General features: G+C 60.7%; 12 protein-coding genes. 10 read left to right on the plus strand and 2 right to left on the minus strand.

What is annotated here, in order from left to right; genetic code table 11:
• Positions 1-49: 49 nt before the first annotated feature.
• The 7 genes from BJI67_RS02955 (at position 50) to BJI67_RS02985 (ending at position 7,924) form a co-directional block, all read left to right on the plus strand.
• Positions 50-502, plus strand: a complete 453-nt coding sequence (locus BJI67_RS02955) for an FxsA family protein (RefSeq protein WP_070073914.1) — start codon at positions 50-52, stop codon at positions 500-502.
• 128 nt (positions 503-630) lie between these two features.
• The gene (gene groES / locus BJI67_RS02960; protein ID WP_070071759.1) at positions 631-921 is read left to right on the plus strand and encodes a co-chaperone GroES; all 291 of its coding nucleotides are present in this window, start codon (positions 631-633) and stop codon (positions 919-921) included.
• A gap of 53 nt (positions 922-974) precedes the next feature.
• On the plus strand, positions 975-2,624 hold the full coding sequence (gene groL / locus BJI67_RS02965) for a chaperonin GroEL (RefSeq protein WP_070071760.1): 1,650 nt from the start codon (positions 975-977) through the stop codon (positions 2,622-2,624).
• A 219-nt stretch (positions 2,625-2,843) separates the two neighbouring features.
• Positions 2,844-3,308, plus strand: a complete 465-nt coding sequence (locus tag BJI67_RS02970; protein ID WP_070071761.1) for a hypothetical protein — start codon at positions 2,844-2,846, stop codon at positions 3,306-3,308.
• Positions 3,309-3,327: 19 nt separating this feature from the next.
• Complete coding sequence (locus BJI67_RS02975; protein ID WP_070071762.1) at positions 3,328-5,733, plus strand: HEAT repeat domain-containing protein; 2,406 nt, start codon at positions 3,328-3,330, stop codon at positions 5,731-5,733.
• Between the two features lie 18 nt (positions 5,734-5,751).
• Complete coding sequence (locus BJI67_RS02980; RefSeq protein WP_070071763.1) at positions 5,752-6,846, plus strand: type IV pilus twitching motility protein PilT; 1,095 nt, start codon at positions 5,752-5,754, stop codon at positions 6,844-6,846.
• 4 nt (positions 6,847-6,850) lie between these two features.
• A complete protein-coding gene (locus BJI67_RS02985) occupies positions 6,851-7,924 on the plus strand; it encodes a type IV pilus twitching motility protein PilT (RefSeq protein ID WP_070071764.1) in 1,074 nt (357 codons plus the stop codon).
• 34 nt (positions 7,925-7,958) lie between these two features.
• Here the strand turns inward: BJI67_RS02985 and BJI67_RS02990 are convergent, their stop codons facing one another.
• Positions 7,959-8,702, minus strand: a complete 744-nt coding sequence (locus BJI67_RS02990; RefSeq protein WP_070071765.1) for a hypothetical protein — start codon at positions 8,700-8,702, stop codon at positions 7,959-7,961.
• Positions 8,702-9,250: an RNA polymerase sigma factor gene (locus tag BJI67_RS02995; protein WP_083250966.1), complete on the minus strand. Its 549-nt coding sequence runs from the start codon at positions 9,248-9,250 to the stop codon at positions 8,702-8,704. Before BJI67_RS02995 ends, BJI67_RS02990 begins: the two co-directional genes overlap by 1 nt.
• A 359-nt stretch (positions 9,251-9,609) precedes the next feature.
• Between BJI67_RS02995 and BJI67_RS03000 the strand changes: the two genes are divergently transcribed.
• The 3 genes from BJI67_RS03000 (at position 9,610) to glnE (ending at position 14,614) form a co-directional block, all read left to right on the plus strand.
• On the plus strand, positions 9,610-10,080 hold the full coding sequence (locus tag BJI67_RS03000) for a DsrE family protein (protein ID WP_070071766.1): 471 nt from the start codon (positions 9,610-9,612) through the stop codon (positions 10,078-10,080).
• 75 nt (positions 10,081-10,155) lie between these two features.
• Positions 10,156-11,592, plus strand: coding sequence for a porin family protein (locus BJI67_RS03005; RefSeq protein ID WP_070071767.1), 1,437 nt, complete (start codon positions 10,156-10,158; stop codon positions 11,590-11,592).
• Positions 11,593-11,734: 142 nt separating this feature from the next.
• Positions 11,735-14,614: a bifunctional [glutamate--ammonia ligase]-adenylyl-L-tyrosine phosphorylase/[glutamate--ammonia-ligase] adenylyltransferase gene (glnE, locus tag BJI67_RS03010; RefSeq protein WP_070071768.1), complete on the plus strand. Its 2,880-nt coding sequence runs from the start codon at positions 11,735-11,737 to the stop codon at positions 14,612-14,614.
• The last annotated feature ends 30 nt before the right edge of the window (positions 14,615-14,644 follow it).

Below are 14,644 nucleotides of genomic sequence, written 5' to 3' on the forward strand. Positions count from 1 at the left end.
CGATGGGATGGGTCACCCGCAGAGGCGGCAGTGCCGCCGCAAAAGATTCATGCGACCATTCCCGCTTTTTGTCTTCTTGCTGCTCGGCTTCCCGCTGATCGAGTTATATCTGCTGATTGAGCTGGGCACGCTGATCGGCGCACTGCCTACGGTTGCGCTGGTGGTCGGTACCGCCCTGCTTGGCGCTTATCTGTTGCGCTACCAGGGGCTGAACAACTATCGACGGATGCAGCAGAGCCTGGCGCGCGGCGAGGTGCCGGCCCAAGAGATGATCGAAGGTGTGGTGATCCTGCTGGGCGCTGTCCTGTTGCTGATTCCCGGTCCGATCACCGACGTACTGGGTGTGCTGTGTCTGATCCCGCCGCTCAGGCGGCGGATTGTCGCCTTCTGGTTGCGCCGTCTGGTCGTCGAGGTCCGCATGTCCGGCCGCGGCCCGGGCGCCCCCGGCGGTCGCGTCATCGAAGGTGACAGTCGGGATATCCCGCATGATCGTGAATCTTGAATGAAGTGCGGTATCTCCCCTTGATTTTGCATAACTCGCCACTATCATTAGCACTCTCCTGTGAGGAGTGCTAACCAATCGCCCAGATTCACAGTGGTTTCAACCTGAGATAAAGGAGTCGTAAGCACATGAACATTCGCCCTTTGCATGATCGCGTGGTCGTCAAGCGCATGGAAGAAGAGCGCACCAGTCCCGGCGGTATCGTGATTCCCGATTCGGCGACCGAAAAGCCGGTTCGCGGCGAGGTTCTGGCCGCGGGTAAGGGCAAGATCCTCGAGAACGGCGACGTGCGTCCGCTGGACGTCAAGGTCGGCGACAAGGTGCTGTTCGGCAAATACGCGGGCACCGAAATCAAGATCGACGGCGAGGAACTTCTCGTGATGCGCGAGGAAGACATCGTCGCTGTCATCGAAGGCTGATCGTCCTTCATAACGAACGAACCCACAGCTGAACCAGACTGAGGTAACAGGCAATGAGTGCAAAGGAAGTCAAATTCTCCGACGACGCCCGCTCGCGCATGGTGCGCGGCGTCAATATCCTGGCCAATGCGGTCAAGGTCACCCTGGGTCCCAAGGGCCGCAACGTGGTGCTGGAGCGCTCCTTCGGTGCCCCGACCGTGACCAAGGACGGCGTTTCCGTCGCCAAGGAAATCGAACTCGAGGACAAATTCGAGAACATGGGCGCGCAAATGGTCAAGGAAGTCTCTTCGCAGACCTCCGATGTGGCCGGTGACGGCACCACCACCGCGACTGTGCTGGCCCAGGCCATCGTCCGCGAAGGCATGAAGTCGGTGACCGCCGGCATGAACCCGATGGACCTCAAGCGCGGCATCGACAAGGCCGTGGCTGCCGCCGTCGAAGAGCTGAAGAAGCTTTCCAAGCCCTGCACCGACAACAAGGCGATTGCCCAGGTCGGGACCATTTCCGCCAACTCCGACACCTCGATCGGCAACATCATCGCCGAGGCCATGGAGAAGGTCGGCAAGGAGGGCGTGATCACGGTCGAAGAGGGTTCCGGTCTCGAGAACGACCTGGACGTGGTCGAGGGTATGCAGTTCGATCGCGGCTACCTGTCGCCTTACTTCGTGAACAACCAGCAGAGCATGTCGGCCGAGCTGGACGATCCCTTCATCCTGCTGTACGACAAGAAGATCTCCAACATCCGCGAAATGCTGCCCGTGCTCGAGGGCGTCGCCAAGTCCGGCAAGCCCCTGCTGATCATCGCCGAGGACGTCGAGGGCGAGGCGCTGGCCACCCTGGTGGTCAACAGCATCCGCGGTATCGTCAAGGTCGCGGCCGTCAAGGCCCCGGGCTTCGGCGACCGTCGCAAGGCCATGCTGCAGGACATCGCCGTCCTGACCGGCGGCCAGGTGATCTCGGAAGAGGTTGGCCTGTCGCTGGAGAAGGCTTCCCTGGAAGATCTCGGCCGTGCCAAGAAGATCCAGGTCAGCAAGGAAAACACCACCATCATCGACGGCGCCGGTTCCGAGGTCGACATCAAGGCCCGCGTCGAGCAGATCCGTGCGCAGATCGAGGAAGCCAGCTCCGACTACGACCGCGAGAAGCTGCAGGAGCGCGTGGCCAAGCTGGCCGGCGGTGTGGCTGTGATCAAGGTCGGTGCCGCGACCGAGGTCGAGATGAAGGAGAAGAAGGCGCGCGTCGAAGACGCCCTGCACGCCACGCGTGCGGCGGTGGAAGAAGGCGTGGTGCCTGGCGGCGGCGTCGCCCTGGTGCGCGCCCTGGCCGCGATTCATGCACTGACCGGCGACAACCACGATCAGGATGCGGGCATCAGCATTGCGCGTCGCGCAATGGAGGAGCCGCTGCGCCAGATCGTCGCCAACGCCGGCGAAGAGCAGTCGGTCGTGTTGAACACGGTGCGTGAAGGTGAGGGTAATTTCGGCTATAACGCAGGTACCGGCGAGTACGGCGACATGGTCGCAATGGGTATCCTCGATCCGACCAAGGTCACCCGTTCTGCGCTGCAGAACGCAGCCTCCGTGGCTGGTCTGATCATCACCACCGAAGCGATGGTCGCCGAATTGCCGAAGAAGGATGAGCCGATGCCGGCTGGTGGCGGTATGGGTGACATGGGCGGTATGGGTGGAATGGGTATGATGTAAGCTTGGATTCCCATCCAAGCCATGAGAGAGCCCCGCTGCAAGCGGGGCTCTTTTTTTTTGCACGCTCAAAATACTTTGGTTGACGGCAATATTAGAAAGGGCCTTTAAGTGTTTGTATGGCAATACAAGCGCTTACCATGTTAATTTTGCTTGTGCGCATTCGCATGCGCACATACGGGCGATTCAGAGAATAAGCCGGCGCGTATTCAGGGAGCGGTTATGGTCGAGCAAGCCTGGGTGATTCCCAAAACCTTGCAGCAGGTGCGGATGTGGATTCATCCGGAGGGGCAGGTGCTGGCCGGAATATATCTAATGTCGGAAAGGCCGGGTGAAGAGGCTGCAGAATTGCCTGTAAGCTTGATGAATCAACCCCAGCCGTTTTTCCCTTGCCAATGCCATGGCGGGGAATTGCGGTTTTACAACAAAAATGCACTGGTGCGCATGGAATACGAAGCGCCGGCAGAATATGCATTACCTGCCGAAGTATCGTTGCGCGGTGAGTTTGGACTGATGGATGGGTCCGTATTTGTCGGTACCATACGGGAGAATTTGCCTCCCGACCGAGGCCGACTGCTAGATTATCTAAATGTGCACGTCGACCGCTTCGTCCGCATTTTTCTAGACGACGGCTCAGTAGCCTTGATCAACAAGGCCTATGTCGTGCGAGCTATACCCACAGATTGAGCACCGGCCGAAAATATCTATGAGTCTGTTTCGAGATTTCCGCGCCGAACGACGTATTGCGCAAATGCTGGCCGTCAAGCAGATCGGCTCAGTCGAGGGCGTGCAGGCGCTTGAACGTTTACGCGAATGCTCGGGTGAGGCCATACCTCGCTTGGTGAGGCTTCTGACAGATGGTGACGGGGTCGGCGGCAATAAAACAAAACTGATGCAGGTGCTCACGCGGCTGTTGGATGACGATACGCTGCCCACTTTCTATCGCATCCTGACTGCAGGCGAGCCACGGTTGTCGCAGGCGGTGGTCGAGGTGTTGCGTACGGGGCGTGGTTACGATCCCAACCGAATGCTGGATTTTCTATCCGATCCCTCGGTGCCCAAGTCCGCGCTACTGGAAATTCTTTCGGCCCAGGGCAAGGCACTCGATGCGCATGGCTTGCTTCGTCAGATCAGCCACCTCGATCCCAGCGAGAGGAATGTTGCATTCCGGTTGTTGGCCGAGATTGCCGAGCCTGAGCTGATTCCCGAACTGGTCAACCGTGCCAGTGCGAAGGATCTGCAAATCCGCCAGGGTGTAGCGCGCATCCTCGGGAAGTTCGATCACCCAAAGGCACATGAAGCGCTTCGCCGTATGCTCGACGACCCGGGCAAGACGGTCAGACAGCTGGCTCTGAATGCACTTGCCGCCTATCCAGGCGCGCTCGATCTCGAAATCCTGTTTCATTTGTTGCACGACAGCGATATCGGCATTCAGGCTTGTGCGGTTGATGCCATCGTGCAAATGCGTGACCCGCAGACCCTGGAATACCTGATCGATGTATTACGCGACGAATCCGAATACGTCAGGCGTGCCGGCGTGGAAATTCTCAATGAGATCGGCGATACACACTCGATCAAGACCTTGCTGCAATCCATCAAGGACGACGATTGGTGGGTGCGTGCGCGTGCCGCAGACGCATTGGCACGAATCGGCGGCAGCCGTGTGATCCAGGCGGTGGTATCCCTGTTGCGCGACGATGACGAATTCGTACGCCGCGCAGCCGTCGAGATCATGAACTCGATCAAGGACGAGGCCTCGTTCCGTCACCTGGTCGACGCGTTGGCGGATACCGACTGGTGGGTGCGCGAGCGGGCAGTTGATGCGCTCGCCAAGCTAGGCAACAAGGCTGCATTGCCAGCACTTCTGCCCTTGCTCGAACGTGATGGGTCTACAGCGGTAGCGGTGCTCCGCGCATTGTCGCAACTCGGCGGTCCCGAGCAGATCGAGGCGGTGACAGCGCAGCTGCGTCGACCCGAGCCCGCGGTGCGCAGTGAGGCCATGCTTGCATTGGTGGAGCTGGCCGATGCGGAACGAGCCCCGGAAATTCAAGCCCTGCTAGAAACGGCAGCGCAAAGCGCGCCAGAGGAAGAGGTGCGGGATCTGGCTCGCGATTGTGCCAGCCGATTGACTGATCGCTACGCCGCCTTGCGAAATGGCAGCACGCGAGCAGCGGATGAGACTTCTGGATCCTTGGCCAGCAACCCTTCGGCGAGCACCTCCGATGCCAGTAGCATGATACCCGCTGTTGCCGGCCCGCCGATCAAACTTAAGCTGCTGCGTGCCGGGGAGTTGCTGGGTGATCGTTACCGGCATATTCGCCGGGTGGGCCGGGGTGCCTTCGGTACGGTGACCTTGGCCGACGATCTGCAACGCGGTGAACAAGTGATTCTCAAGTTCCTGCATCCGCAAATGGCGGTGGATGAAAATATGGTCCGCCGCTTCCAGCGTGAGCATCACTTCGCCAAGCGTATCGAGCACCATAACGTCATCCGCATCTATGATTTCTTCATGATGGGCGGTTTGTACGTGATCAGCATGGAATATTTCCCTTCCACTGCACTTTCCGCCGAGGTCAAGGCCCGTGTGCCATTAAGTTTGGACCGTGCCATGCACATCGCACATGAGGTCGCCGCCGGCATGACTGCAGCGCATGCCATCGGGATTGTTCACCGAGATCTCAAGCCCGGGAACATCCTCATCAATGAACACAATTTGGTTAAAATCGTGGATTTCGGTGTTGCCGCTGCGGTGGACAGTGCCGATACGCGGCTCACGCGCACCGGCCTGCTGGTCGGCACGCCGCGCTACATGGCTCCAGAGCAGGTGCTGGGCAAGGCTATCGACGAACGCACCGATATTTACAGCTTGGGTGTCATCCTCTACGAAATGCTAGCCGGCACGGCGCCCTTCAGCGGCGATGACAATGTCGCTGTGATGTATCAGCACGTCCAAGGTGGCGCGAAACCGTTGCACGAACAGAACCCAGAAATTTCCCGTACCCTGAGCGCATTGGTAGCCCGCATGATGGCAGTAGAGCCCGAACAGCGTTTCCGCAGCATGCGCGAGGTCAGGCATACACTCGAACCCTTCATGCAGCCGCATCGCATGTGACGAACGGCAGGGAATCGCATGGCGCGCATCGATGCGTTCTTGAAACTGGGTCGCGAGCAAGGCTGTTCCGATGTGCACTTGGCGGTGGGTGTCCCCCCCATGCTGCGTATGAATGGCGAAATCATGCCGATCCGTTTTCGCGAGCTTGGGGACCGTGAGCTACTGGGTTACCTTTTTGAGATCCTCAGCGAGAATCTCAAGGCGCGCTATCGCAAGGGTCAGGACCTCGATTTTTCATATATGGCCGAGGGTGTCGGGCGCTTTCGTGCCAACGTGTTCCGCAAGGCTGGTGGAATCGGCGCTACCTTCCGTTACATCCCTTCCAAGGTCCCCAGTCTGAACGAACTGGGTCTGCCGCCTGTGGTGCATAGGTTGGCCGAGCACCGCCAAGGCATGTTGCTGGTCACCGGGTCGACTGGAACGGGCAAATCCACCACGTTGGCCGCCATGCTGGATCTGATCAACGATCGTGAAGCGGTGAATATACTCACGCTTGAAGATCCGATCGAATTTATCCATGAAAGCAAGCGTGCGCAGATCATTCAGCGTGAGATCGGCACACACGTGCGCAGTTTTACCGAAGGCTTGAGGTCCGCGCTGCGCGAGGATCCGGACGTGATCATGGTCGGCGAGTTGCGCGACGCAGAGTCGATCATGATGGCGATGGTCGCAGCCGAGACCGGACACTTTGTCCTCGCCACGCTACATACCACGACCGCGGTCAAGACGATCGACCGCATTATCGACGCCCTACCTGCCGAGCAGCGCGAACAGGGTAAGAATTTTCTCGCAACCAATCTGCGTGGAGTGGTCTCGCAGGTACTGGTGCGTTCGGCCGAGGGCGGTGGACGTCGTGCGGTTGTCGAGACGCTGTCGATGACGCCTGCAGTCGCGCAAATGCTGCTGAGCGATAAGACCCATCAGATCCCTTCGGCGATGCAAACCGGGCGCGAGGCGGGCATGCAGTTGCTCGATCAGGCGCTGCTCGACGGCATTCAGCGCAAGTTGATCGATCCCGATGATGCCTATCTGTATGCTCAGGATAAAAAATCGTTCCAGCGCTTCGTCACGGACGCTTCTCTGTTGCCACGTGTCGATCTAGCTGGGGGATGATGTCATGAGTCGAGTCGACCGCTGGCTGGAAGGGTTATTGGAGCGCGATGGTTCTGATATGCACCTGATCGCAGGTCAGTTGCCGCGCATGCGTCTGGATGGCGAGCTGACTGCCGTCGGCGAAGAAACGCTGCCTGCGGGAGAGGTCGAGGAGTTGGCGGGCGAGTTGCTGGGCACTTCTCTGCGCGAACGCTTTGAACGGGATGACCATGTTGATTTCGCCTATCAGATGGCCAGCAAGGGGCGGTTCCGCGTGAACCTGTTCCGCCATCTGGGCGGTCTGGGGCTCGTGATGCGTGCAATACCCCAGGTGCCGCAGACCCTCGACGCACTCGGTTTGCCACCGGTGCTGCGTAGTTTATGCCAGCACAAGCAAGGGCTGGTGCTGGTCACGGGTAAGACCGGCTCCGGTAAATCCACCACGCTGGCCGCAATGGTAGATTTTATCAACACCAACCGCCGCGGCCATATTCTGACTATCGAGGATCCGATCGAATTCATGCACCCGCGCAAGCGCTGCCTGGTCAGTCAGCGCGAAGTGGGCGAGCACACACCGGGTTTCGCGGCGGCGTTGCGTTCCGCGCTGCGTGAAGACCCTGACGTGATCCTGGTTGGCGAGTTGCGCGATCATGAAACCATCGCGCTTGCCGTCACTGCTGCGGAGACGGGCATCCTGGTGTTGGGAACGTTGCATACGCGTCGTGCGGATCTTACCGTCGAGCGCCTGATCAATGTGTTTCCTGCCAGTAAGCAGGCCCAGGTGCGGATCATGCTATCCACCTCGCTGCGCGGTGTCGTGGCCCAGCAGTTGCTCAGACGGGCAGAGGGACATGGTCGCGCCGCTGCGATCGAGGTTCTGGTGAATACGCCCGCCGTGTCCAGCTTGATCCGAGAAGGCAAAGTGGGACAGCTCGAAACCGCCATTCAAAGCGGTGGATTGGTGGGTATGCAGACCATGGATGGGGATTTGCGGCGCCTCATCGACGCCGGGGTGATCAGAGGGCATGAGGCGTACGTGCACAGCACGCACAAGGAGTCTTTCCATGCCTATCTCGCGGACGGCCAGGTCTCGCGCTAGGGTTTGTGGGATCAGTCGTTCAAGCGAGCGGATGTCAGAGATTGACGTACATCCAGCCCTGGCGCAGCCGATGCACGACCTCCTCAACGGCTGAAGGGGCAACGCGAACGTGTCGGATCAGGTCAACAGGTACGCCCGCTGCCTCAAGATTGTGCAAGGTGATGCCACAGGCGACGAAGTGCAGATTCGGGTATTTGCGCATCATGTCGCGAACCTGTTTAGCAAATCCGGAGTGCGCGTTTGCCTCAAGCAGTTTGAGGCCGCCGGCATTGGCTACGACCTCGACCTGAATGCCATCGTCGCCGCCTTTATGCAGCAGATAGCTGGCCTGCTGCAATGTGCCGGCGAATTTTGCTGGGTTGTCGGTGGCGACATGCAGCAACACGCGTGGCGGTTCGCCGGGACCGATATCGGCTGTTTTAAGCTGAATGGCGCCGAGAGAGGCTAAGTGATCGTTCAATAGCGTCATGGCATCGTCGCGCGCATGGAGCAGCCAGCCACCTGCAAAGCTCAGCACCATCAGCATCAGCACGGCACAGCAGGCGGCCAGGGATCGACGTTGGCCGAAGCCGCTCGCTCGGCGATTGGCGCTGGGCGGCGGTGGAGGGACGAAATAGGCCTGCTGGACCAGATCCTTGACGCGCCGGAGTTCGCAGACCTGATTGCGCAGGTCCGTATCGACGTACATGCCTTCGAGCAGTTCGGCGCGGTCGTCTACGTCGAGTTCGTTGTCGACATAGGCGTGCAAGCGAGAGTCGTCACGTAATCCCGTGTTCATCACTTAACCCTTCGCAATGAGGTGCGGATTGTCGTTTGCGGTTGTTGTTGCACATCCGCCAGTGAGACCAGCAGCGCCTGCCGCGCACGGCTGAGTCGGCTCATGACGGTACCAATTGGTATATCCAATATTTGTGCCACTTCTGCATATGCGAAGCCTTTGAGGTCGACCAGGGTGATAACCTCGCGTTGGCCCAGCGGTAGGGTTTTGATCGCACCGCGTACCCGGTCCACCACCTGTTGTCGCTGGTTGACGGTTTCCGGGCATTCGTCGCACGGAAACGCCTCTTCGTCGAGCGGTTGGTCGGGGCGTTGACGACGCAGGTGAGTGCGCCAGCAGTTATGCAGGATCGCGTACAGCCAGCTTTGCAGGCGTTCGGCTTCACGTAGCTGGCCGGCCTTTTGTAATCCCTTCGCGATGGCCTCCTGTGCTAGATCGTCAGCCAGAGCAGGGTCGCAGCACCACGCGTATGCCATGCGATACAGGCGCGGACGCTCATCTGCGATGCGCTTTTTGAATTGTTTACTCAAGGTGATGCGATCGAACATGCCTATTTCATCCATAGCAGTTTAGCCCGCTCCCATGACATGAAAGACGCGAAGTATAGACGAGTTATTCCAAGCGCGGCGCGGTTAGGCATGCGCCAAATCGTCGCGCGGCCTGAGAAGAAAGAAATATAAGTACATGTTGATATAATAAATAATAATTTAATATTATTCTGCTTTGTTAACATATAACTATTTGATTTATATTTATAAAATAAATTTGTTAATTTTTCTTTTCAGTGTATGGAATAAGATTTTAATCGGGCGCATCTTGTTGCATTGAGGGAACGCCTCAGGCCGTGCGCCTACGCCGTGTGCGGCCCCATAACCGAGATAAATACGCCTTACAGAGGGAGATCACCATGATAAGTCGGTTCGTCAGACGGGCGCTGCTCGCGCTGTGTTCGCTGGGTCTTCTGGCTGCGGGGACTGCCTGGGCAGAAGTGCCTATGCCGCCGATCGTAGAGAAGCCCTTCGCCACCCATCACATCGTGCTGCAGATCAGCGATCCCAACCCCATGAAGCAGACGCTGGTGCTCAATGTGGCCGCCAACATGGCGCGATATTACGGCCCGGATAAAGTGGACATCGAGATCGTGGCTTTTGGTCCTGGTCTACGCCTGTTGCTGAACAACAACGTCAATAGGAAGCGGATTATCGAACTGGCCAAGAACTACGGGGTTAAGTTCGACGCCTGCCATAACACGCTGATGCACTTCAAGAAGATGTTGGGATATTTGCCCAAGCTCAATCCGGAAGCGGTTGTGGTGCCGGCCGGTGCAGTGCGCATCGTTGACCTCGTGCAACACGGTTATACGCTCATAAAGCCATAATTTGACTGTGGCGGCTTTAGGGTTCGCTAAGCAATCGAAGCGATCGAAGAAAACTCATATCCAGGGGAAGTGTCCATGAAAAATGATTCGAAAGCCGGCTTCAAGAAAGGCGTGTTGGCTGCTGCGGTCGCCGCGTTGGCCGGTATGAGCGTCCAGTCGGCAGAGGCCGCCAACTGGCTTCAACTCTATAACACCTCGCCCCCCGGCGTTGCCAAGCCAGTGAAAGTATGGGGCTTTATCCAGCCCGATTACGCGACCACCAGCGGGAATACGGTCAGCGGTTTGCAGGGCCCGCCATCGGTCAGGGCCTTTGACGGTGCCGTGCCGAATTTCAATCTGATCGGGCCGAATCTCAGCTCGACCAATACCTTCAACCTGCTGCGCGGCCGTATCGGCGTTCGCGGCACGCTGTCGCCATTGGACAACAAGCTCGACTATTTCTTCCTGACTGAGTTCGGCAACAACGCCATGACCCACTTTGCTGGGGATCATCCGGTGGTGTCCGACGCCTTCGTGACCTGGAATGTGGACCCTCAGCTGGTGCGTTTCTCGCTGGGGCTGCAGAAGGTGCCGGGTGGCTGGGAGTCGCGCGTGGGCATCCCGGTACTCCCGTTCGTGAACTACACCACGGCGACCCTGCAGAACACGCTGGAGCGGTTCATCAGCCCGAGCACGGCAGTGACCTCGGCAGGTAACGGCGGCTATCAATTCATCCCATCCAGCAGCAATGTTACCGGCTTCGGATCGTTTCGCGATGTCGGTCTTAAGGTGTTCAACTGGTTCGACCGTGGTCCCTGGGAGTATGCCTATGCCTTCATGGTAGGCAATGGCGGGCCGATCACCTCGACCAACAACAACAACGGCATGGACACCTACGGCATGCTGCGTGCCAGCTATGTGTTTAGCGGCAAGGGCCCTTACCGTAACGATGCCGGCGTATGGGTGTGGTTCCACAACGGCCAGCGCAAGATCGATCAGATCGGTACCTACAAGCTCAACCGTTGGGGTTTCGGTGGTGAATACGGGCGGCATCAGCGCCAGGCGGGCGGTTACATCATGCACGCCGGCTATATGCAGGCGAGCGGCTGGATTCTTGCGCCGGCGCCGTTCCAGTACGACGCGTCCGTAGCCAGCCAGTACACCGGCCCGGCCCTGGGTGGATACAACAACCTGACCCAGTGGACCATCTATCCCGGCAGCGACAACAAGGCCTGGGGTGCGTACATCCAGGGCGGCTACTACGTCACCCACAACATCCAGTTGCAACTGCGCTACGACCAGTACAACCGCCTGACCAACAACGCGGCGTTGGAGCGTGACTTCAAGACCTGGACGGTGGGTGCGCAGTACTTCCTGACGCCGGGTACCCGCCTTAGTCTGAACTATGCGATCCAGAAACTGGATGTGCCGCACCCGGGCGCGATCACGAATCCGGTGCAGCGCAACAATGCTCAGCAGATCGCCAACTCGATGGGTAACCGCCTCGATCTCGAACTGACGGCGGTGTTCTAAAAAGATTTCATCGCAACCGTACATTCTCCGGTGCGGTAATAACCGCCTTTGCCCCGGCCGTTGGCCGGGGCTTTTTTGTTTTGTCACAGCGGACTGCATGAGCGGGCTTGTCATTGCCGCGGTGGCTTCGTAGTCTCCCAGGATGTCGACGACTCATCCATTAGCGGACGCTCTGCCGCCGTCGCTACGCGATGCGTTCGGACGGCAATGGGCCCGCTATCTCGAACGCCTGCCTCAAGCTGCGAATCCGCCCGCCGGACTACCCGAATCCCTGCCGCGCGTATGGGCGCTGAGCGATTTCGTCGCCGACAGCTGCATCCAGTCTCCGGGTCTGCTCGATCGTCTGCTGACGTCCGGCGGGCTAGAGCGACGTTATGCCGCGAACGAGATGCGCGAGCGTGTCAGGGACGCCCTCGCCGGGGCAACGGACGAGGCGGACTTCATGGCGGGCATCCGGCGCTGCCGGCGCCTCGAGATGACGCGCATCGCCTGGCGGGATCTCTCCGGCCTGGCCGATCTCGATGAGAATCTGGACGACCTCTCCATGCTGGCCGATGCCTTGCTCGAGGCTGCTTTGCAGTTCGCCGAGGCGAGCCTGGAGCCGCGCTTCGGGCGGCCGGGCGACGGGCAGCGTCTGATCGTCTTCGCACTGGGCAAGCTGGGCGGAGGCGAACTCAATTTCTCCTCCGATGTAGACCTCATCTTCGCGTATGCCGGGCCCGGGACGACCGACGGCCGCCAGCCCATCGACCACCAGGACTATTTCACCCGTCTCGCCCGGCTCCTGATCCGCTATTTCGCCGAGATCACCGCAGACGGCCAGGTCTGGCGTGTGGACATGCGCCTGCGCCCCTTCGGCGACGACGGGCCGCTGGTCGCGCATGCCGCGTCCATGGAGCACTACTACGCCGCGCACGGGCGCGAGTGGGAGCGTTATGCCTGGATCAAGGCGCGTGTTGTGGCCGGCGACCATGCGGCCGGCGCGCGACTGCTCGCCACCCTGCGTCCCTTCGTCTACCGGCGTTACCTCGACTACGGCGTGTTCGAGTCGCTGCGCGAGATGAAGGCGATGATCAACCGCGAATCGGAAAAGCGCAGCGGCGGGCTGGATCTCAAGCGCTCGCCGGGCGGCATTCGCGAGGTCGAGTTCATCGGTCAGGCCTACCAGCTGATCCGCGCCGGGCGCGACACCTTCCTGCAGCACCGCAGCCTGCGCGAGGTGCTGGCGCGGCTGAAGCAGCGCGGTCTGCTGCCTGCCTGGGCGGAGCGCGAGCTGCAACTGGCCTACAGCTTTCTGCGCCATGCCGAGAACCGCCTGCAGATGCAGGCCGACCAGCAGACCCACCGCCTGCCGGATGAGGCGCTGGCACGCCTGCGCCTCGCCGTGGCCATGGGATATCGAGACTGGGAGGCCTTCCGCACGGCGCTGGATGGGCAGATGCGCCGTGTGCACGAGCACTTCGAGCGCATCTTTTCCACGCCGCAGACCGGGCGGACGGAAGGGATGGATGGCCTGTTGCGCGCCTGGCGCGATGCCGACGGCGATGCCCTGCGGGAGCGCCTTGCGGAGTCCGGATACGACGAACCGGAGGCCGCGGCCACGGAGCTTGCCGCATTGGCCAAGTCGCCGACCACGCGCACGCTCACCGAGACCGCACGCCAGCGCCTGGACCAGCTGATTCCTCTGCTGGCACAGGCCGCGGCGGGACAGGAAGCGCCCGCGCAGACGCTGACGCGGGCGCTCGGCGTAGTGCAGGCCATGGCCGGTCGGTCGGTGTACCTGTCGCTGCTGGTGGAAAGTCCGCTCGCGTTGTCTCAGCTCGTCCGATTGTGCGCGGCCAGCCCGTGGATCGCGCAGCAGCTGGCGAAGATGCCGCTGTTGCTCGACGAACTGCTCGATCCGCGCAGTCTTTACGCGCCGCCCGACCGCGAGGGACTGGCCCGCGAGCTCGAGGTCGCGCTGGCCGAGGTGGCGGACGACGATGTCGAACTGCTGATGGACCGGCTGCGCCAGTTCAAGGCGGCGCAGGTGCTCAAAGTGGCTGCCGCCGACGTCACCGGCACGCTGCCGCTGATGCGGGTGAGCGACCAGCTGACCTGGATCGCCGAGGCAATCCTGGATCGCGTTCTTGCGGCGGCGCGCCGCCAGCTCTCGGCCCGGCACGGTCCGCCGTGGCTCGCGGCGGAGGGTCGCGAGGCCGGGTTCGGCATCGTGGCCTACGGCAAGCTCGGCGGCATCGAGCTGGGCTACGGCTCGGATCTCGACGTGGTCTTTCTCTATGAGTCAGGTTCGGGCGAACAGCTTACCCGCGGCGCGAAACCCATCGACAACCCGGTGTACTTCGCCCGTCTGGCGCAGCGCGTGATCCATCTGCTGACTACCCTCACGTCCGCCGGCGCCCTGTACGAGATCGACATGCGCCTGCGCCCGGACGGTGCCGCAGGGCTGCTGGTCAGCTCGCTCGACGCCTTTGCCGTGTACCAGCGCGGGCAGGCCTGGGTGTGGGAGCATCAGGCGCTGGTGCGCGCGCGTTTCATCGCCGGTGCGCCGGCGGTCGGCGAGCGTTTCGCCGAGGTGCGCGGGGAGATTCTGTGCCGCCCGCGCGAGCGCGGGGACCTGCGCCGCGAGGTGCGCGAGATGCGCGAACGCATGTGGCAGGCGCTGGGCAGCCGCGACGCCGCGCTGTTCGACCTGAAAAAGGACCCCGGCGGTATCGCGGATATTGAATTTCTGGTGCAATATAACGTGCTCTTGCACGCGCCTGCCCACCCGGTGCTGATCCGTTACACGGACAACATCCGGCTTCTGGCGGTGCTGGCCGAGGCGGGGATCATGGATTCGGCCACGACCGCGCTGCTCACGGACGCCTACAAGGCCTACCGCGATCGCACGCATGCCCTGACGCTACAGGCGCAAGCCGCCGTAGTCGCGGTGGGCGAGTTCGCCGATCTGCGGGCCGGGGTGAAACGCATCTGGGCTGCGTTGCTGGGCAAGGATGAGGATGGGGCGTCGTCCGCCTGACGGCGGCGCCGAACGACGAGTGACGACACA

Source organism: Acidihalobacter aeolianus, from assembly GCF_001753165.1.
Classification (GTDB): Bacteria; Pseudomonadota; Gammaproteobacteria; order DSM-5130; family Acidihalobacteraceae; genus Acidihalobacter; species Acidihalobacter aeolianus.

Coding starts and splice junctions, on each gene's coding strand:
- glnE (WP_070071768.1), top strand. CDS start 11,735: ATGTCGACGACTCATCCATTAGCGGACGCTCTGCCGCCGTCGCTACGC.
- BJI67_RS03000 (WP_070071766.1), top strand. CDS start 9,610: ATGATAAGTCGGTTCGTCAGACGGGCGCTGCTCGCGCTGTGTTCGCTG.
- BJI67_RS02975 (WP_070071762.1), top strand. CDS start 3,328: ATGAGTCTGTTTCGAGATTTCCGCGCCGAACGACGTATTGCGCAAATG.
- BJI67_RS02980 (WP_070071763.1), top strand. CDS start 5,752: ATGGCGCGCATCGATGCGTTCTTGAAACTGGGTCGCGAGCAAGGCTGT.
- BJI67_RS02995 (WP_083250966.1), bottom strand. CDS start 9,250: ATGTTCGATCGCATCACCTTGAGTAAACAATTCAAAAAGCGCATCGCA.
- BJI67_RS02955 (WP_070073914.1), top strand. CDS start 50: ATGCGACCATTCCCGCTTTTTGTCTTCTTGCTGCTCGGCTTCCCGCTG.
- BJI67_RS02990 (WP_070071765.1), bottom strand. CDS start 8,702: ATGAACACGGGATTACGTGACGACTCTCGCTTGCACGCCTATGTCGAC.
- BJI67_RS02985 (WP_070071764.1), top strand. CDS start 6,851: ATGAGTCGAGTCGACCGCTGGCTGGAAGGGTTATTGGAGCGCGATGGT.
- BJI67_RS03005 (WP_070071767.1), top strand. CDS start 10,156: ATGAAAAATGATTCGAAAGCCGGCTTCAAGAAAGGCGTGTTGGCTGCT.
- groL (WP_070071760.1), top strand. CDS start 975: ATGAGTGCAAAGGAAGTCAAATTCTCCGACGACGCCCGCTCGCGCATG.
- groES (WP_070071759.1), top strand. CDS start 631: ATGAACATTCGCCCTTTGCATGATCGCGTGGTCGTCAAGCGCATGGAA.
- BJI67_RS02970 (WP_070071761.1), top strand. CDS start 2,844: ATGGTCGAGCAAGCCTGGGTGATTCCCAAAACCTTGCAGCAGGTGCGG.